Raw genomic sequence first — 19,120 nt, 5'->3', positions numbered from 1 at the left:
CGATGCACATCGTCCAGCTGGCCAACTTCTACGGCCCGCGCTCGGGCGGTCTGCGCACGGCGCTGCACCATCTGGGCGCCGGTTACGTCGCCGACGGGCATCGGGTGACGCTCGTGGTGCCGGGCAGGCGCTACGCCGACGAGGTGCTGCCGACCGGCGTGCGGCGGTTTTCCCTTCCCGCGCCGGAAATCCCCGGCACGGCGGGGTACCGCGCGGTCGATCCGTACCGCGTGCGCGCGCTGGTGCGCCGGCTGCGGCCGGACCGGCTGGAGGTGTCGGACCGGCTGACGCTGCGCGGGATGGGGGCGTGGGCGCGCCGCCACGGCGTGCCGAGCGTGGTGATCTCGCACGAGCGGCTGGACCGCCTGCTGGCGCAGTTCCTGCTGCCGGGCCCGCTGGCGCGGCGGGTCGCGGACGTGGCCAACGCCAGGATGGCGCGCGGCTACGACCAGGTGGTCTGCACCACCGCGTTCGCACGGGAGGAGTTCGACCGCATCGGGGCCCCCAACGTGTGCCGGGTACCGCTCGGGGTGGACCTGGCGACGTTCACCCCCGGATTGCGCGATCCCGGCTGGCGCAGAGAACTGGCCAGCGGCGCCGACGCTCTCATCGTCCATTGTGGACGCCTGTCGCCGGAGAAGCACGTGGAGCGCAGTGTGGACACGGTGGCCGAGCTCACCGCGGCCGGTGACCGGGTCCGGCTGGTGATCGCGGGCGACGGGCCGCGCCGCCGGGCGCTGGAACGCCGCGCGCGCGGACTTCCCGTGACGTTCCTGGGTTTCCTGACCGCCCGGAGGGAGGTGGCTCGCCTGCTGGCGAGCGCGGACGTTTCGCTCGCACCGGGACCGCACGAGACCTTCGGTCTCGCGGCGCTCGAAGCGCTGGCCTCGGGCACGCCGGTGGTCGTCTCCGCCTCGTCCGCGCTGCGGGAGATCGTGCGGCCCGGATGCGGTGCGGCCGTCGCGGACGCGCCGGACGCCTTCGCCTCCGCGGTGACCGGTCTGCTCGCCACGCCCGAACCGGCGCGCCGTGCCGCGGCGCGTGCGCGGGCGGAGGAGTTCACCTGGCCCGCGTCGGTCGAGGCGATGCTGTCGGTCCTCGGGGAACGCCCCGCCGGGTGAAGCGCTTCGGCGCGTTGCTCGGCCCGCGGCATCCGCGCCGGATCCGGCGGTTTAGGTTGGTGCCATGTCCCGAGCGAACCTCGACAAGGACCCGCACGAGGTCGCCGCCATGTTCGACGGCGTCGCGGCCGGCTACGACCGGGCCAACTCGTTCATGACCTTCGGGTTCGACCGGCGCTGGCGCACCGCAACCGCACGAGTGCTGGACGCGCGGCCCGGCGAGAAGGTCCTCGACCTCGCCGCGGGCACCGGGGTGTCCACCAGCGAGTACACGCGGGGCGGCGCCTGGTGCCTCGCCGCGGACTTCTCACTCGGCATGCTGACCAGCGGCAAGCACCGCGGGGTGCCGATGGTCGCCGCGGACGCGCTGCACCTTCCCTTCGGGGACAACAGTTTCGACGCCGCCACGATCAGCTTCGGCATCCGCAACTTCGTCGACACCAAGGCCGCGCTGACCGAGATCGCCCGCGTGGTACGGCCGGGCGGGCGGCTGGTGATCTGCGAGGTGTCTACGCCGGCCTTCGGTCCGATCCGGTTCCTGTACCGGAAGTTCATCGTGCGCGCGATGACCCTCGTCGGCAGGCTGACCTCGTCCAACCCCGCGGCGTACGCCTACCTCGCCGAATCCATGCTGACCTGGCCGGACCAGCGCACGCTGGCGGAGATGATCGCGTCTTCGGGCTGGAGCGACGTCGAATGGCTCAACCTCACCTTCGGGGCCGTCGCGATCCATCGGGCCACCAAGCCGGTCGAGAAGGCCCCGTAGACTTCGACGCATGACGCAGGACGCGCAGGTAATCGTCGTCGGGGCCGGCCCTGCCGGGTCCACCGTGGCCACCTACCTCGCCCGCGCCGGGGTCGACGTCCTCGTGCTGGAGAAGACCACCTTCCCCCGCGAGAAGGTCTGCGGCGACGGCATCACGCCCCGCGGCGTGAAGCAGCTGATCGACCTGGGCATCGACACCAGCCCCGAGGCGGGCTGGCAGCACAGCCGCGGCCTGCGCATCCTCACCAGCGAGCTCACCCTCGAACTGGACTGGCCCGAGCTGACCAGTTTCCCGCCCTACGGGGTCTCGCGGACCCGGCACGACTTCGACGAGCTGCTGGCGAAGACCGCGGTGAAGGCGGGGGCACGGCTGCTGGAGCGGACCTCGGTGACCGGGGCGATCACCGACGAGCGGACCGGCCGCGTCATCGGCGTCACCGCGAAGACCGGTCCGGACAAGACGCCGGTGAGCTACTTCGCGCCCCTGGTGCTGGCCTGCGACGGGGTGTCCGCCCGGCTGGCGCTTTCGGTCGGCATCGAGAAGAACGAGAAACGCCCGATGGGCGTCGCGGTGCGCCGGTACTACCGGAGCCCGCGGCACGACGACGCGTTCATCGAGGGGCACCTCGAGCTGTGGGACCGCAGCGACCCGCGCGATCCGAAGCTGCTGCCGGGGTACGGCTGGGCGTTCCCGCTCGGCGACGGCACGGTGAACGTCGGGCTGGGCATGCTCTCCACGTCGAAGGCGTTCCGGAACACCGACTACCGCGCGCTGATGCGTTCGTGGCTGGACTCCACCCCCGAGGAATGGGGCTACCGCGAGGAGAACGCCATCGGCCGGATAGGCGGGGCGGGACTGCCGATGGGCTTCAACCGCACGCCGCACTACCGGGACGGGCTACTGCTGCTCGGCGACGCCGGGGGCATGGTCAGTCCGTTCAACGGTGAGGGCATCTCCTCGGCGATGGAGTCGGCGCAGCTGGCCGCCGAGTTCGTGGTGCAGGCGCTGGCCCGCCCGGCGGGCCCGTCCCGTGAGCGGGCGCTGCTCGGTTACCCACGGGCACTGAAGGAACTGATGGGCGGGTACTACCGGCTCGGCAACCTGTTCGCGAAGGCCATCGGGTACCCGAAGGTGATGCGGGTCGCGACCCGCTACGGGTTGCGGGTCAACCCGCTGATTCCGCTCATCTACAAGGGCCTTTCCGGCTGTTACGACGCCAAGGGCGGGGACGCGGTGGACCGGATGATCTCGGTCGCCGCCCGTCTTACCCCGAGCGTGTGACCACCCCCACGTGGGTTATGTCACATTGACTCTCCGTATAACCGGGCGCCGGACTCGATCTTGATCCTTTCCTCCCAGGTAGTGGGCTTGCTGCCCCCTTTCGGGGCATTCTGGGGTTAGGTCCGCCTTAACTCGAGGACCCCGCGACAACGGTGTGAGGAAAGTCCTACACTGCCCCCGTGCTTTGTGAACGGGTTCACAACTTCGTCGGTTGGCTTGTGAACAAATTCACAAACGGTGTGATGGTCGTCGCATGCGAAGTCGCGACAGACTCCGCGACGGTGCGGAAGGGATGGTGCATACCGTGCTGACGGCGCAAGGCGCTTCGGTGAGCCCCACCGGCCCCGGGATGTACGTGCCACTGGTCCTGTTGTTCGTCCTGGCGGCCGCGTTCGCCGTGTTCTCCGTGCTCCTCGGGCCGCTCGTCGGGCCGAGCCGGTACAACAGGGCGAAGCTCCAGGCCTACGAATGCGGCATCGAACCCTCACCCCAGCCGCTGGTGGGCGGCGGCCGGATGCCGGTCGCGTACTACATCACCGCGATGCTGTTCATCCTGTTCGACATCGAGATGGTCTTCCTCTACCCGTTCGCGGTCTCGGCGGACGCGCTCGGCCTGTTCGGCCTGGTGGAGATCTTTCTGTTCATCGCCACGGTCGGCTTCGCCTACGCCTACGTGTGGCGGCGCGGCGGACTGGATTGGAACTAGCGCCATGGGTCTGGAAGAGAAGCTCCCCAACGGAATCCTGCTGGCCAGCCTGGAAGGCCTGGTCAACTGGGCGCGCAAGAACTCGTTGTGGCCCGCCACCTTCGGGCTCGCCTGCTGCGCGATCGAAATGATGACCACCGGCGGTTCGCGCTACGACATCGCCCGCTTCGGCATGGAGCGGTTCAGCGCGACCCCGCGCCAGGCGGATCTGATGATCGTCGCGGGCCGGGTGACCCAGAAGATGGCGCCGGTGCTGCGGCAGATCTACGACCAGATGGCCGAGCCGCGCTGGGTGCTGGCGATGGGCGTGTGCGCCTCCTCGGGCGGGATGTTCAACAACTACGCCGTGGTGCAGGGGGTCGACCACATCGTCCCGGTCGACATGTACCTGCCCGGCTGCCCGCCAAGGCCGGAAATGCTGCTCGACGCGATTCTCAAGCTGCACGCCAAGATCCAGGACGAACCGATGGGCCCGCGCCGAGCGGCGCTCCGGGCGGGGCAGCGGACCGCACTCATCCCCTCGTCGATCAAGTACGCGAAGAAGTGATCCGCGAATGCCCAGTGACGAAGTGAGCAAGCCGGAGACCGGCGGCGAGTCCTCGAGCGCCCAGCGCGCCGAGAACGGGCTCGAACCGCAGGGTGTCCGCCCGGCACAGCCGGTGGTCGCCGGCCACGAGCGCCGGGGGATGTTCGGGGTCCGCGGCAGCGGTGACACCTCGGGTTACGGCGGGCTGCGGCTGCCCGCCTACTCCCCGCCGCCCGCGGAACGCCCCTACGGGGGCTGGTTCGACGAGTTCGCCGATCAGTTCTTCGCGGCGCTGAGCGAGCACGGGATCCCCGCCGAGACGGTGCAGCAGATCACCGTGGACCGCGGGGAGATCACGCTGTACCTGGAAAAGACGCATCTGGTGGCGATCTGCCGGATGCTGCGGGACGATCCGGGACTGCGGTTCGAACTGTGCAGCTCGGTGTCCGGTGTGGACTACGGACCCGACGTGCCGCAGCGGCTGCATTCAGTGTACCACCTGACGTCGATGACCTACCGGCGCCGCATCCGCCTGGAGGTCACCCTCGAGATCGCCGACCCGCACGTGCCCTCCGTCGTCGAGGTCTATCCGACGGCCGACTGGCAGGAGCGGGAGACCTACGACATGTTCGGCATCGTCTACGACGGCCATCCGGCGCTGACCAGGATCCTGATGCCGGACGACTGGGACGGGCACCCGCAGCGCAAGGACTACCCGCTCGGCGGGATCCCCGTGGAGTACAAGGGCGCGGAGATCCCGCCGCCGGACCAGCGGAGGGCCTACTCATGACCACCGAACGACTCTCGGACGTCACGACCGGCACCGACACCACGGCCGAAGGGGCCGACAGCACCAACGGTGTGGATTACGCGGAATCCCGGCAGACCACCGAAGGCCGGATCTACCACGTCAGCGGCGGTGACTGGGACGACGTCCTCACCGACGCCATCCACGACGAGCGCATGGTCATCAACATGGGCCCGCAGCACCCGTCCACGCACGGCGTGCTCCGGCTCGTGCTGGAACTGGAAGGCGAGACGGTCACCCAGCTGCGTTCGGTGATCGGGTACCTGCACACCGGGATCGAGAAGAACCTGGAGTACCGGACCTGGACCCAGGGCGTCACCTTCGTGACCCGCATGGACTACCTGTCGCCCCTGTTCAACGAGCTCGGCTACTGCCTCGCGGTGGAGAAGCTGCTGAGGATCGAGGTGCCGAGGCGGGCCCAGCTGATCCGGGTCCTGCTGTGCGAGATCAACCGGATCGGCTCGCACCTGGTCTACATCGCCACCGGCGGGATGGAACTGGGTGCCACCACGGCGATGACGCTCGGCTTCCGCGAACGCGAAGAAGTGCTGCACCTGCTCGAGTACCTGACCGGGCTGCGGATGAACCACGCGTTCATCCGTCCCGGCGGGATCGCGCAGGACCTGCCCACCGACGCGCACCAGAAGATCAGCGACTTCGTCAAGGTGATGGACCAGCGCCTTCCCTTGTACGACAAGCTGTTCACCGGTCAGCCCATCTGGCGCAACCGGCTCAAGGGCGTCGGGTACCTGCCGGTGGACGCCTGCCTCGCGCTCGGCGTGACCGGGCCGGTGCTGCGCTCGGCCGGGTTGCCGTGGGACCTGCGGAAGGTGGAGCCGTACTCCTCCTACGAGGAGTTCGAGTTCGACGTGCCCACCTCGACCGAGGCCGACTGCTGGGCCCGCTACCTGTGCCGCGTCGAGGAGATGCACCAGTCGCTGCGGATCATCAAGCAGGCGCTGAAGAAGCTCGAGCCCGGCCCGGTGATGGTGGAGGACCGCAAGATCGCCTGGCCCGCGCAGCTGTCGATCTCCAGTGACGGCATGGGCAACTCGCTCGAACACGTCCGCAAGATCATGGGCCAGTCGATGGAGTCGCTGATCCACCACTTCAAGCTGGTCACCGAGGGCTTCAAGGTGCCTGCGGGCCAGGTGTACGCGCCGGTCGAGTCCCCGCGGGGCGAGCTGGGCTTCCACGTCGTGTCTGACGGGGGCACCCGGCCCATGCGGGTGCATGTCCGTGAGCCGAGTTTCGTGAACCTGCAGTCGATGCCGGCGATGTCGGAGGGCGGCCTGGTGGCCGACGTGATCGCCGCGGTGGCCTCCATCGACCCGGTGATGGGAGGGGTGGACCGATGAGCACCGAACCCCGGTCCGAGCTGTTCGGACCCGATGTCGTGGCCAAGGCCCAGGACCTGATGGGCCGGTATCCGCAGTCGCGGTCGGCGCTGCTGCCGATGCTGCACCTGGTCCAGTCCGTGCAGGGCCATGTCAGCCAGGAGGGCATCGACTTCTGCGCCGCCCAGCTCGGCCTGTCCGAGGCCGAGGTCGGCGCGGTCGCCACGTTCTACACCATGTACAAGCGGCGGCCGTGCGGTGAGCACCTGGTCAGCGTCTGCACCAACACGCTGTGCGCGGCGCTCGGCGGCGACGCGATCTACCAGAAGCTGCAGGAGCGTCTCGGCGTCGGCCACGAGGAGACCGCAGGGGATCCGGGTGAGCCCGGTTCGATCACCCTGGAACACGCGGAATGCCTCGCCGCCTGCGATCTGGCCCCCGTGCTGCAGGTCAACTACGAGTACTACGACAAGCAGACGCCGGAATCGGCCGCGGAACTGGTGGATGCCTTGCGGCGCGGGGAAAAGCCGCCGCCGACCCGCGGCGCACCGCTGACCGACTTCCGCGGTGCCGAACTGCGCCTCGCCGGGTTCTTCCCGGAAGACGAGGAGACCTTCCGTTCCGAAGTGGACGGTCCATCGCAGGCGCCGGAAACGCTGCGCGGCGCGCGGCTGGCGGCCGACCGGGGCTGGACGGCGCCGGTCATGGAGGATGCCCCGCTACCGGAGGTACAGGCGAAATGACGGATCCGCTGACTCCCGTCCTCACCAAGCGGTGGCTGTCACCGAACTCGTGGCGGCTGGAGACCTACGAACGGCTCGAGGGCTATACCGCGCTCCGGAAGGCGCTTGCGGGCACCCCGGAACAGCTCGTGCAGCTGATCAAGGACGCCGGGCTGCGCGGCCGCGGCGGCGCGGGCTTCCCGGCCGGGGTGAAGTGGTCCTTCATGCCCCCCAACGAGGACAAGCCCCACTACCTCGTGATCAACGCGGACGAGGGGGAACCGGGGACCTGCAAGGACATCCCGCTGATGATGGCGGACCCGCACTCGCTCATCGAGGGCTGTGTCATCGCCTCGTACGCGATGCGGTCGCACCGCTGCTTCATCTACGTCCGGGGCGAAGCACTGCACTGCATCCGAAGGCTGAACTCGGCGGTGCGGGAGGCCTACCAGGCCGGTTACCTCGGCAAGAACATCCTCGGTTCGGGCTTCGATCTGGACATCACCGTCCACGCGGGTGCCGGTGCCTACATCTGCGGTGAGGAGACCGCGCTGCTCGACTCGCTGGAGGGCCGCCGCGGCCAGCCGCGGCTGAAGCCGCCGTTCCCGGCCGCCGCCGGGCTCTACGCGGCGCCCACCACGGTGAACAACGTCGAGACGATCGCGAGCGCGCCCTACATCGTCAACGGCGGGGCCGACTGGTTCCGCAAGATGGGCCGGGAAAAGTCGCCCGGCCCGAAGATCTACTCCATCTCCGGGCACGTCGAGCGCCCCGGCCAGTACGAGGCCCCGCTCGGCACCACGCTCCGGGAACTGCTGGAGCTGGCCGGGGGCATGAAGGACGGCATCCCGCTGAAGTTCTGGACCCCGGGCGGGTCCTCGACCCCGCTGTTCACCCCCGAACACCTGGACGTGCCGCTGGACTTCGAAGGGGCCGCCGAAGCGGGATCGATGCTCGGCACGACCGCCGTCCAGGTCTTCAACGAAACGGTGTCGGTGCCGTGGGCCGTGATGAAGTGGACGAAGTTCTACGAGCACGAGTCGTGCGGCAAGTGCACGCCCTGCCGCGAGGGCACCTACTGGCTCGCGCACATCCTGGAGCGGATGGTGGCGGGCAGGGGCACCAAGGAGGACATCGACACCCTGCTCGACGTCTGCGACAACATCCTCGGCCGCGCGTTCTGCGCGCTGGGTGACGGTGCGGTCAGCCCGATCACCAGCGGTATCAAGTACTTCCGGGACGAGTTCCTTGCGCTGTGCGAGCAGCAGGGCGACCAGGGCGCCGAGCCCCAGCTGGTGGGAGCACAGGCATGACGATCGCACCCAGTGAGAAATCCGGTACGGAACGGCCGGAAACCCCGGTGCCCGAGGGCCACGTCAAGCTCACCATCGACGGCGAAGAGGTGATCGCCCCGAAGGGTGAGTTGCTGATCCGCACCGCCGAACGGCTCGGCACGGTGATCCCGCGGTTCTGCGACCACCCGCTGCTCGACCCGGCGGGCGCCTGCCGCCAGTGCCTGGTCGAGGTGGAGCTGGGCGGACGGCCGATGCCGAAGCCGCAGGCCTCGTGCACGATGACGGTGGCCGACGGCATGGTGGTGAGGACGCAGCTGACCTCGCCGGTGGCGGACAAGGCGCAGCAGGGCGTGATGGAACTGCTGCTGATCAACCACCCGCTGGACTGCCCGATCTGCGACAAGGGCGGCGAGTGCCCGCTGCAGAACCAGGCGATGGCGCACGGCCGGACCGATTCCCGGTTCGTGGAGAAGAAGCGCACCTTCCCGAAGCCGCTGCCGATCTCCACGCAGGTCCTGCTGGACCGCGAGCGGTGCGTGCTGTGCCAGCGGTGCACCCGGTTCTCCGCGCAGATCGCCGGTGACCCGTTCATCGATCTGCTGGAGCGGGGCGCGCAGCAGCAGATCGGGACCGGGCAGACCGCGGACGTGCTGGATGCGGCGGGGCGGACGTCCTCGGGGGAGCCGTTCCAGTCGTACTTCTCCGGCAACACCATCCAGATCTGCCCGGTCGGCGCGCTGACCAGTGCGCAGTACCGGTTCCGGTCCCGCCCGTTCGACCTGGTGTCCTCGCCGAGCGTGTGCGAGCACTGCGCGTCGGGCTGCGCCGAGCGCACCGACTTCCGGCGCGGCAAGGTGATGCGCAAGCTCGCCGGGAACGATCCGGACGTCAACGAGGAATGGCTGTGCGACAAGGGCCGGTTCGCGTTCCGGTACGCGGAGGTGCCGGAGCGGCTCCGGCGGCCGCTGGTGCGCGATGCCGATGGCGAGCTCAAGGAAGCCTCGTGGACCGAGGCCCTCCGGGTGGCCGCGGCGGGCCTGGCGAAGGCACGCGACGGCAAGGGCGCCGCGATGCTGGCCGGTGGGAGGCTCACCTTCGAGGACGCCTACGCCTACGCCAAGTTCGCCCGTGTCGCGCTGGGAACCCACGACATCGACTTCCGCGCCCGCCCGCACTCCGCCGAGGAGCTGTCCTTCCTCGCGGCGCATGTGGTGGGGACGACGCCCGAGACAGGGGTGTCGTACGCGTCGCTGGAACACGCGCCGACAGTGCTGTGCGTGGCCTTCGAGCCGGAGGAGGAATCACCGATCGTCTTCCTGCGGCTGCGCAAGGCGGCCCGCAAGCGCGGGACCAGGGTCGTCCACATCGGACAGTGGCGCACCCCCGCGGTGCGCAGGACCTCCGGTGAACTGCTCGCCTGCGAGCCCGGCGGCGAGGCCGCCGCGATCGAGGGCCTTGCCGAACACGCGCCGGACCTGGACGCGGCACTGGCCGCCGACGGGGCGGTGATCCTGGTCGGCGAGCGGGCCGCGGAGATCCCCGGCCTGTTCTCGGCGCTGGACCGGCTTTCGGAGCGGACCGGGGCGAAGATCGCCTGGATCCCGCGCCGGGCCGGCGAGCGCGGGGCGCTCGAAGCCGGTGCGGCGCCGGCCCTGCTGCCGGGCGGCCGCCCGGTCACCGACGCCGGGGCCCGTGCCGAGGTCGAGGCCGCCTGGCGCGTCTCGCTGCCCGCCGAGCCGGGACGGGACACCAGCGGCATCCTCGCCGCGCTCGCCGAGGGCGACCTGGCCGGTGTGGTGGTGGGCGGGGTCGACCCGGACGATCTGCCCGATCCCGAACTGGCCCGCCGGGCGCTCGCCCGCGCGGAGTTCGTGGTGAGCCTGGAACTGCTGCCGAGCGGCGTCACCGAGCACGCCGACGTGGTGCTGCCGATCGCGCCGGACGCCGAGAAGGCGGGCAGCTACCTCGACTGGGAAGGCCGCCGCCGCGAGTTCGACATCACCATCGAGAACACCGGCGCGCTGTCCGACTGCCGGGTGCTCGACACGCTGGCCGTCGAGATGGACGCGGACCTGTTCACCCAGACGCCCGCGGCCGCCTACGGGGACTTCTCCCGCCTCGGTCCCACTGCCGTGCGGGCGTCCTTCACCGCCGAGAAAGCGGTGCGCGGCGCCCGGTTGACGCTTCCCGAGGGCAAGGCGCGCCTGGCGACCTGGCGGCTGCTGCTCGACGAGGGCTCCCTGCAGCGGGCGGAGCCGCACCTGGCCGGGACCGCCCGCCGGGTGGTCGCCCGGGTGTCGCCGAAGCTCGCCGCCGAACTCGGGCCGACCGTGACGGTGTCGACCGGTCGGGGTGCCGTCACCCTGCCGGTCGAGGCCGAGGAGCACCTGCCCGAGGACGTGGTGTGGCTGCCGGGCAACTCGCCCGGCTCGACCGTGCGACGCACCCTCGGCGTGGGGCACGGAGCTGTGGTGTCGATCCGGGGAGGTGCCCGATGACGGGAATGGTGCTGGCTCAGGCCGACCACCTGACCAGGGCCCAGTTGCTGGCCGACGACCCGTGGTGGCTGATCCTGCTCAAGGCGGTCGTGATCCTGCTGATCGGGCCGATCATGACGATCTTCCTGATCGTCTGGGAGCGTAAGGCGGTCGGCCGGATGCAGAACCGGCCGGGGCCGAACCGGGTCGGGCCGGGCGGCTACCTGCAGTCCCTCGCGGACGCGATCAAGCTGCCGTTCAAGGAGCAGATCATCCCCGACACCGCGGACCGGAAGGTCTACTTCCTGGCCCCGGTGATCGCGGTGGTCCCCTCGCTGATCGCGCTGTCGGCGATCCCGTTCGGCCCGGAGGTGTCGATCTTCGGCCACCGGACCGTGCTGCAGCTGGTGGACCTGCCGGTCGGCGTGCTGGTGATCCTGGCCTGCTCGTCGGTCGGGGTGTACGGGATCGTGCTGGCGGGCTGGTCTTCGGGCTCGCCGTATCCGCTGCTCGGCGGGCTGCGCTCGGCCGCGCAGGTGATCTCGTACGAGATCGCGATGGGCCTGTCCATCGTGGGCGTGGTGCTCTACGCGCAGTCGCTGTCCACCGGCGACATCGTCGCCGCCCAGTCGCACGGCTGGTACTTCTACCTCCTGCTGCCCAGTTTCGTGATCTACCTGATCTCGATGGTGGGCGAGACCAACCGGGCCCCCTTCGACCTCCCCGAGGCCGAATCGGAGCTGGTCGGCGGCTTCCACACCGAGTACTCCTCGATGAAGTTCGCCATGTTCTTCCTCGCCGAGTACGTCAACATGGTGATCGTCTCGGCGTTCGCGACCACCCTGTTCCTCGGCGGCTGGATGTTCCCGTTCGTCGGGCTCGACTCGCCGCTGAACCAGGGCTGGCTGCCGCTGATCTGGTTCGGCGTCAAGCTGTTCGCGCTGCTGTTCGGCTTCATCTGGCTGCGCGGCACGCTGCCGCGGTTCCGGTACGACCAGTTCATGAAGCTGGGCTGGAAGGTGCTGGTGCCGGTCAACCTGCTCTGGATCGTGGTCATCACGGCGATCCGCGCGATCCGCAACAGCGGCGGACTGACCACCGCCCAGATCCTCGTCGGCGGGGGGATCGTGATCGTGGTCGCCATCGCGATCGCGATGCTGGTGCCCGAGAAGAAGGTGCCGCCGGACACCGACAGCGTGCCGATCACCGGCGGCGGCTACCCGCTGCCCCCGCTGGACCTGAAGGTCCCGCCGGTGCCGGACCGCTCCGCCGCCAGGAAGAAGCGCCCCCGGGCCGTGCGGTCCGGTGAACCCGCCCAGGTAGGGAGTTCCGATGGGAATGTTTGATCCCCTCAAGGGTTTCGGGGTCACCTTCTCGATGATGTTCAAGAAGGTGGCGACCGAGGAGTATCCCGAGGCCGGCGCGCCCGCCGCGCCGCGCTACCACGGGCGGCACCAGCTCAACCGGCATCCCGACGGGCTGGAGAAGTGCGTCGGCTGCGAACTGTGTGCCTGGGCCTGCCCCGCCGACGCGATCTATGTCGAGGGCGGGGACAACACCGAGGAGGCGCGGTACTCGCCGGGCGAGCGCTACGGCAAGGACTACCAGATCAACTACCTGCGCTGCATCGGCTGCGGCCTGTGCATCGAGGCCTGCCCCACCCGGTCCCTCACGATGATCAACTTCTACGAGCTGGCCGACGACGACCGGCAGCGGTTGATCTACACCAAGGAGGACCTGCTCGCCCCGCTGCTGCCCGGCATGGAGCAGCCGCCGCACCCGATGCGGCTCGGCAACGACGAGCAGGACTACTACGTCAACGGCCCCGAACTCGCCCGCGATCGCGGCGTGCCTTCGGGCGAAACCGTCGAGACCTCACGTGAGGAGGTCATCCAGTGACCAGCCTGATCCTGGCCCAGGCCGCGGAGCAGACCGTCTCCACGGGCGAGGCCGTCGCGTTCTGGATCCTCGGCCCGATCGCGCTGCTCGGCGCGCTCGGGCTGATCTTCTCCCGCAACGCCGTGCACTCGGCGCTGTTCCTGGCGATGACGATGTTCTCGCTCGGGGTGCTCTACATGGTGCAGCAGGCCCCGTTCCTCGGCTTCACCCAGATCATCGTCTACACCGGCGCGATCATGATGCTGTTCCTGTTCGTGCTGATGCTGGTCGGCAGGGAAAGCTCCGACTCGGTGGTGGAGGTCCTTCGCGGACAGCGCCTGTGGGCGGGCGTCCTCGGCATCGGCATCGCCGGGCTGATCGCCACCGCGCTCACCCGGTCGCTGGCCAAGGTGGTGCCCGCACCGGCCCCGAACGGCACCCCGGCCGCTCTCGGCCGCCTGATCTTCACCGACTTCCTGTTCCCGTTCGAGCTCACCTCGGCCCTGCTGATCACCGCCGCACTCGGCGCGATGGTGCTGGCGTTCACCCCCAAGACGGGGCGCCGCAGCCAGAAGGAGCTCGTCGAAGCCCGGTTCCGCGGCGAGTACGAGCGGATCTCGCCGAAACCGGGGCCCGGCGTCTTCGCCACCTCGCATTCGGTGGCGACCCCCGCGCTGCTGCCCGACGGTTCGGTGGCCCCGGAATCGCTCTCCGAAATCATCGAATCCACGCCCACGGCCCGCCTGGAAGCCGAGCGGAAGCGCGTCGAGGGCACCGAACCCGAACCGGACGCGCACGCACTGGTGGGCGCCGAGGGAACCGAGGGGGCGCAGGACCGATGACTCCCACCTACTACCTGCTGCTGTCCGCGCTGCTGTTCTCGATCGGCGCGGTCGGGGTGCTGGTACGCCGCAACGCCATCGTCGTGTTCATGTGCATCGAACTGATGCTCAACGCGGTGAACCTGACGCTGGTCACGTTCTCGCGGATGAACGGCGGGCTCGGCGGCCAGGTGATGGCGTTCTTCGTGATGGTCGTCGCCGCGGCCGAAGTCGTGGTGGGGCTGGCGATCATCATGTCGATCTTCCGGACCCGGCGTTCGGCCTCGGTCGACGACACCAACCTCCTCAAGTACTAGGAGCAGGCTCAAGTGATCGCATCATCGTGGCTGCTGGTCGCCTTTCCCGCCCTGGGCGCGCTGATCCTGCTCGCGGGCGGCAGGCGGACCGGCGCGTGGGGACACCTGCTCGGCTGCGCGACCGTCATCGCGTCCTTCGTCTACGGCCTGGTGCTGTTCTTTTCGAGCAACGGCGACCCGGTCGACACGAAGCTGTACTCGTGGTTCCCGGTGGGCAGCCTCGACGTCGACTTCGGGTTCCGGATCGACGCGCTGTCGCTGGTGTTCGTCCTGCTGATCACCGGGGTCGGCTCGCTGATCCACATCTACTCGATCGGCTACATGGCGGCGGACGCCGATCGCCGGAAGTTCTTCGGCTACCTGAACCTCTTCGTCGCCTCGATGCTGGTTCTGGTGCTGGGCAACAACTTCATCACCCTCTACCTCGGCTGGGAGGGCGTGGGCCTGGCCTCGTACCTGCTCATCGGCTGGTACACCGACCGGCCGTCGGCGGCCACCGCGGCGAAGAAGGCGTTCCTGATGAACCGGGTCGGCGACGTCGGCCTGGCACTGGCGATCTTCCTGATGTTCAAGTACATCGGCAGCGTCAGCTACGCCGGGGTGTTCGCGGGCATCGGCCACGCCCCGGCCGGGGTGGTCACCGCGATCGCCCTGCTGCTTCTGCTCGGTGCTTGCGGTAAGTCGGGCCAGTTCCCGCTGCAGGCCTGGCTGCCCGACGCGATGGAGGGCCCGACCCCGGTGTCGGCCCTGATCCACGCCGCCACGATGGTCACCGCCGGGGTCTACCTGATCGCCCGCGCGAACCCGATCTTCAACGTCACCGCGGACGGGCGGCTGGTCGTCGCACTGGTCGGCACGGTCACCCTGCTGCTCGGGTCGATCATTGGCTGCGCCTACGACGACATCAAGAAGGTGCTGGCCTACTCGACCGTCAGCCAGATCGGCTACATGATGCTGGCCGTCGGCCTCGGCCCGTTCGGCTACGCGCTGGGCATCATGCACCTGCTCACGCACGGCTTCTTCAAGGCGGGGCTGTTCCTCGGCGCCGGTTCGGTGATGCACGGCATGAACGACGAGGTGGACATGCGCCGCTTCGGCGGGCTCTACCGCCGGATGCCGATCACCTTCGTCACCTTCGGTCTCGGCTACCTGGCGCTGATCGGGTTCCCGTTCCTGTCCGGGTACTTCTCGAAGGACGCGATCATCGAGGCCGCGTTCGGCCAGGAGGGCTGGCGCGGCTGGGTGTTCGGTGGCGCCGCGGTGCTCGGCGCCGGGCTCACCGCGTTCTACATGACCCGGCTGATGCTGATGACCTTCTTCGGCAAGGAACGCTGGAAGGACCTGAAGACCAGTGACGGCAAGGATTACCACCCGCACGAGTCGCCACCGGTGATGACCGTGCCGATGATCGTGCTCGCGGTCGGCTCGGTCGGCGCCGGTGCCTTCCTCTCACTCGGCCACCGGCTGGTCGACTGGCTCGTCCCGTCGCTCGGCCCGCTGGAAGAACCGGCGCAGACGGTCATCCCGCACGCGCTCGTCCCGTGGCTCACCATCGCGCTGGCCGCGCTCGGCGTGCTGGTCGCCTGGCTCGTGGTCGGCCGCCGCGAAACCCCGGTCGAACGGCCGGAGGAGGTCTCGGCGGTGGTCCGCGCCGCCCGCAAGGACCTGTACGGCAACGCGCTGAACGAGGCGCTGGTCGCGAGGCCAGGGTTGTGGCTCACCCGGTTCTCGGTCTACCTGGACAGCCGAGGCGTGGACGGCGCGGTGAACGGGCTGGCCGCCGCGCTCGGCGGCGGATCGGGCCGGTTGCGGCGGCTGCAGACCGGGTTCGTCCGCTCGTACGCCCTGTCGATGCTCGCCGGTTCGTTCGTGCTGGTCGCGGCCCTGTTGTTGGTGAGGTTCTCATGAGCTGGTTGGTTGCCCTCATCCTCCTGCCGCTCGTCGGCGCGCTCGTGCTCACCGGGCTGCGGCGCGACGACCGGCTGGCGACCCGCGCCGCACTGGCGTTCGCGCTCGTGGAACTCGCGCTGATCATCCCGACCTGGGCGAGCTACCACCCCGGCGGTGCCCGCCTGCAGCAGACCACCTCGATGGACTGGATCCCGGCCTTCGGCATCCACATCTCGTTCGGGGTGGACGGCATCGCGCTGATCATGATCGCGGTGATCGCGTTCCTGGTCCCCATCGTGCTCGCCGCGCTCGGCCCCGCCGACCGGCTGCCCGAGGGGCGCAGCGCCGGCGGGTACTTCGCGCTCATCCTGGTGCAGGAGGCGCTGACCATCGCGGTGTTCGCCGCCACCGACGTGTTCCTGTTCTACGTGCTGTTCGAGATCATGCTGATCCCGATGTACTTCCTGATCGGCGGCTACGGCGGCGCGAACCGGCAGTACGCGGCGGTGAAGTTCTTCCTGTACTCGTTCCTCGGCGGCCTGATCATGCTCGCCTCGGCGATCGGGGCGTACTCGATCGCCGCGGACAAGCTCGGCAAGGGCACCTTCGACTGGGCCACCCTGGTCACCGTCGTGCGCGACGCACCGGCCTCCACCCAGATCTGGCTGTTCCTCGGCTTCTTCCTCGCGTTCGCGATCAAGGCACCGCTGGTGCCGTTCCACACCTGGCTCCCCGACGCGGCCGGGGAGGCGCCCATCGGGATCGCGGTACTGCTGGTCGGCGTGCTGGACAAGGTCGGCACCTTCGGTTTCCTGCGGTACAACCTGCCGATGTTCCCGCAGGCCAGCAAGGCGCTCGCGCCGCTGGTGCTGGTGCTGGCGGTGATCGGGGTGCTCTACGGCTCGATACTGGCCGCGGGGCAGCAGGACATGAAACGGTTCGTCGCCTACGTGTCCATCGCGCACTTCGGATTCATCGCACTCGGCATCTTCGCGTTCACCGGCCAGGCCACCGTGGGCTCGGTGACGTACATGCTCAACCACAGCCTGGCCACCGGGATGCTGATCGTGGTGCTCGGCCTGGTGATCGCGCGTGGCGGGTCCACCCGGATCTCCGACTACGGCGGGATGTACAAGGTGACCCCGCTGCTGGGCGGCATGCTGCTGATTGCCGGTCTGTCCACTTTGTCCCTGCCGGGCACCAACTCGTTCGTCAGCGAGTTCCTGGTGCTGCTGGGTTCGTTCGAAACCCAGCCGGTGTACGCGACGCTGGCCACCCTGGGCATGGTGCTCGCCGCGGCCTACGTGCTGTGGCTGTACCAGCGCCTGATGACCGGGCCGGTGCGCGGTGACGCGCTGATGGGCGCCGGGGGAGGCCCCGGTACGGCGATCGCGCCGGAACTGGGCGCCCGCAAGGGAATCAAGGATCTCGGCCGCAAGGAACTGGCCATCCTGGTGCCGATGGTGGTGCTGATCATCGGCCTCGGCTTCTACCCGAAGCCGGTGCTCGACACCGTCGGACCATCCGTGGACGCAACGCTTTCGGCCCTGCAAGGAGGACAGGCGAAGTGATCGAGGTACTGGCCCAGCAGGGGCAGATCGCGACGCCGCAGATCGACTACGCGGCGATCCTTCCGGTGCTGGTCGTGCTGTCGGCGGCCTGCGTCAGCGTGCTGTTCGAAGCGTTCCTGCCCCGGCACCTCCGGTGGTCCGCGCAGGTGACGCTGAGCCTGCTCGCGATCGTGGCCGCCGGTGTCGCGCTCGTCGTGTACGTCAGCGGTTCACCCAAGGCCGGGCTCACCACGCTCGCCGGTGCGATCTCGGTGGACAAACCCGCGCTGTTCCTGTGGGGCACGCTGCTCGCGCTGGCGATCGGGGCGGTGCTGCTGATCGCGGACCGCTCGATCGAGCCCGGTGGCGCGTTCGTGGCCCAGGCGTCCATCAGGCCCGGCACCTTCCAGGACCGGGCGCAGGTGGGCAGCACCGGGATGCAGACCGAGGTCTTCCCGCTGACCCTGTTCGCGCTCGGCGGCATGATGACCTTCTGTGCCGCCAACGACCTGCTCACCATGTTCATCGCGCTGGAAGTGCTGAGCCTGCCGTTGTACCTGATGTGCGGCCTCGCCCGGCGCCGTCGTCTCCTGTCTCAGGAGGCGGCGGTCAAGTACTTCCTGCTCGGCGCGTTCTCGTCGGCGTTCTTCCTGTACGGCCTGGCGCTGCTATACGGCTACGCCAACTCGGTCAAGCTCGCCGACATCGCCCACGCCGCGGCCGGTTCGGACCGCTCGGACACCCTGCTGTTCGTCGGCATGGGACTGCTGGTCGTCGGCCTGCTGTTCAAGGGATCCGTGGGCCCGTTCCACACCTGGACCCCGGACGTGTACCAGGGCTCGCCCACCCCGGTTACCGCGTTCATGGCCGCCTGCACCAAGGTCGCCGCGTTCGGCGCGATCCTGCGGGTGCTCACCGTCGGTTTCGAATCGACCAGCTGGGAATGGCGCGGGGTGCTGTGGGCGGTGGCGATCGTGTCGATGGCCGTCGGTGCCATCCTCGGCCTGACCCAGACCGACGTGAAACGCATGATCGCCTACTCGTCCATCGCGCACGCCGGGTTCCTGCTCGTGGGCACCATCGCGATGACCGACCAGGGCCTGTCGGGCACACTGTTCTACCTGCTGGCCTACGGGTTCACCACGCTCGCCGCGTTCGGTGTGGTGTCGCTGGTGCGGGACTCCTCGGGCGAGGCGACCCATCTGTCGGCGTGGGCCGGCCTGGCGAAACGCTCGCCACTGCTGGCGGGCGTGTTCACCTTCCTGCTGCTCGCGCTCGCCGGGATCCCGCTCACCAGCGGTTTCGTCGGGAAGTTCGTGGTGTTCTCGGCCGCCCTGCGGGACGGGATGGCGCCACTGGTGGTCGTCGCGCTGGTGTTCAGCGCGGTCGCCGCGTTCTTCTACCTCCGGGTGATCGTGCTGATGTACTTCTCGCAGCCGGCGGTGGACGGCCCCGCGGTGACCGTGCCGGGTGCGTTCACCACGGCCGCCATCACCCTCGGCGTGATCGTCACCCTGCTGCTGGGCGTGGTCCCGTCGTTCGCGCTGAACTGGGCCGGAGCGGGCACCTTCGCGTTCTGACGGCGGGGCGGCTCATCCAGAGCCGTGAAGGGTCCCTTCACGGT

At 69.3% G+C, this 19,120-nt stretch carries 17 protein-coding genes; all 17 read left to right on the top strand.

Annotated elements, in window-relative coordinates:
• Window positions 1-2: 2 nt before the first annotated feature.
• The 17 genes from ORV05_RS30665 to nuoN all read left to right on the top strand — a co-directional run bounded on the left by ORV05_RS30665 (window position 3) and on the right by nuoN (window position 19,076).
• On the top strand, window positions 3-1,121 hold the full coding sequence (locus ORV05_RS30665) for a glycosyltransferase (protein ID WP_268755392.1): 1,119 nt from the start codon (window positions 3-5) through the stop codon (window positions 1,119-1,121).
• A gap of 64 nt (window positions 1,122-1,185) precedes the next feature.
• On the top strand, window positions 1,186-1,887 hold the full coding sequence (locus ORV05_RS30660) for a demethylmenaquinone methyltransferase (RefSeq protein ID WP_268755391.1): 702 nt from the start codon (window positions 1,186-1,188) through the stop codon (window positions 1,885-1,887).
• Between the two features lie 10 nt (window positions 1,888-1,897).
• Window positions 1,898-3,169, top strand: coding sequence for a geranylgeranyl reductase family protein (locus ORV05_RS30655; protein WP_268755390.1), 1,272 nt, complete (start codon window positions 1,898-1,900; stop codon window positions 3,167-3,169).
• 292 nt (window positions 3,170-3,461) lie between these two features.
• Window positions 3,462-3,875, top strand: coding sequence for an NADH-quinone oxidoreductase subunit A (locus tag ORV05_RS30650; protein WP_407652805.1), 414 nt, complete (start codon window positions 3,462-3,464; stop codon window positions 3,873-3,875).
• A gap of 4 nt (window positions 3,876-3,879) precedes the next feature.
• Window positions 3,880-4,422, top strand: coding sequence for a NuoB/complex I 20 kDa subunit family protein (locus tag ORV05_RS30645; protein ID WP_144587037.1), 543 nt, complete (start codon window positions 3,880-3,882; stop codon window positions 4,420-4,422).
• 7 nt (window positions 4,423-4,429) lie between these two features.
• Complete coding sequence (locus ORV05_RS30640; RefSeq protein ID WP_326938097.1) at window positions 4,430-5,191, top strand: NADH-quinone oxidoreductase subunit C; 762 nt, start codon at window positions 4,430-4,432, stop codon at window positions 5,189-5,191.
• On the top strand, window positions 5,188-6,567 hold the full coding sequence (locus ORV05_RS30635) for an NADH-quinone oxidoreductase subunit D (protein ID WP_268755389.1): 1,380 nt from the start codon (window positions 5,188-5,190) through the stop codon (window positions 6,565-6,567). The genes ORV05_RS30640 and ORV05_RS30635 overlap by 4 nt, the downstream gene beginning before the upstream one ends.
• The gene (gene nuoE, locus ORV05_RS30630) at window positions 6,564-7,289 is read left to right on the top strand and encodes an NADH-quinone oxidoreductase subunit NuoE (protein ID WP_268755388.1); all 726 of its coding nucleotides are present in this window, start codon (window positions 6,564-6,566) and stop codon (window positions 7,287-7,289) included. The genes ORV05_RS30635 and nuoE overlap by 4 nt, the downstream gene beginning before the upstream one ends.
• A complete protein-coding gene (nuoF, locus tag ORV05_RS30625; protein ID WP_268755387.1) occupies window positions 7,286-8,581 on the top strand; it encodes an NADH-quinone oxidoreductase subunit NuoF in 1,296 nt (431 codons plus the stop codon). The genes nuoE and nuoF overlap by 4 nt, the downstream gene beginning before the upstream one ends.
• Complete coding sequence (locus tag ORV05_RS30620) at window positions 8,578-11,061, top strand: NADH-quinone oxidoreductase subunit G (protein ID WP_268755386.1); 2,484 nt, start codon at window positions 8,578-8,580, stop codon at window positions 11,059-11,061. The genes nuoF and ORV05_RS30620 overlap by 4 nt, the downstream gene beginning before the upstream one ends.
• The gene (gene nuoH / locus ORV05_RS30615; RefSeq protein WP_407652610.1) at window positions 11,058-12,386 is read left to right on the top strand and encodes an NADH-quinone oxidoreductase subunit NuoH; all 1,329 of its coding nucleotides are present in this window, start codon (window positions 11,058-11,060) and stop codon (window positions 12,384-12,386) included. The genes ORV05_RS30620 and nuoH overlap by 4 nt, the downstream gene beginning before the upstream one ends.
• Window positions 12,373-12,939 carry an NADH-quinone oxidoreductase subunit NuoI gene (nuoI, locus tag ORV05_RS30610; protein WP_268755385.1) on the top strand — a complete coding sequence of 189 codons (567 nt, stop codon included), beginning with the start codon at window positions 12,373-12,375 and terminating at the stop codon, window positions 12,937-12,939. The genes nuoH and nuoI overlap by 14 nt, the downstream gene beginning before the upstream one ends.
• Window positions 12,940-12,944: 5 nt before the next feature.
• Window positions 12,945-13,760 (top strand): NADH-quinone oxidoreductase subunit J, encoded by an 816-nt coding sequence (locus ORV05_RS30605; RefSeq protein ID WP_268759971.1) that lies wholly within the window; start codon window positions 12,945-12,947, stop codon window positions 13,758-13,760.
• On the top strand, window positions 13,757-14,056 hold the full coding sequence (nuoK, locus tag ORV05_RS30600) for an NADH-quinone oxidoreductase subunit NuoK (protein ID WP_144587045.1): 300 nt from the start codon (window positions 13,757-13,759) through the stop codon (window positions 14,054-14,056). Before ORV05_RS30605 ends, nuoK begins: the two co-directional genes overlap by 4 nt.
• A gap of 12 nt (window positions 14,057-14,068) precedes the next feature.
• Complete coding sequence (nuoL, locus tag ORV05_RS30595) at window positions 14,069-15,964, top strand: NADH-quinone oxidoreductase subunit L (RefSeq protein ID WP_268755384.1); 1,896 nt, start codon at window positions 14,069-14,071, stop codon at window positions 15,962-15,964.
• Window positions 15,961-17,517 carry an NADH-quinone oxidoreductase subunit M gene (locus ORV05_RS30590; RefSeq protein WP_268755383.1) on the top strand — a complete coding sequence of 519 codons (1,557 nt, stop codon included), beginning with the start codon at window positions 15,961-15,963 and terminating at the stop codon, window positions 17,515-17,517. Before nuoL ends, ORV05_RS30590 begins: the two co-directional genes overlap by 4 nt.
• Window positions 17,514-19,076 carry an NADH-quinone oxidoreductase subunit NuoN gene (nuoN, locus tag ORV05_RS30585; protein ID WP_268755382.1) on the top strand — a complete coding sequence of 521 codons (1,563 nt, stop codon included), beginning with the start codon at window positions 17,514-17,516 and terminating at the stop codon, window positions 19,074-19,076. The genes ORV05_RS30590 and nuoN overlap by 4 nt, the downstream gene beginning before the upstream one ends.
• Window positions 19,077-19,120 lie beyond the last annotated feature (44 nt).

Origin of the sequence: Amycolatopsis cynarae (genome assembly GCF_026802195.1) — a bacterium.
GTDB lineage: Bacteria > Actinomycetota > Actinomycetes > Mycobacteriales > Pseudonocardiaceae > Amycolatopsis_E > Amycolatopsis_E rhizosphaerae.
The sequence above is the reverse complement of the archived record's forward strand: the minus strand, read 5'-3'. Positions and strand labels throughout refer to the sequence as shown.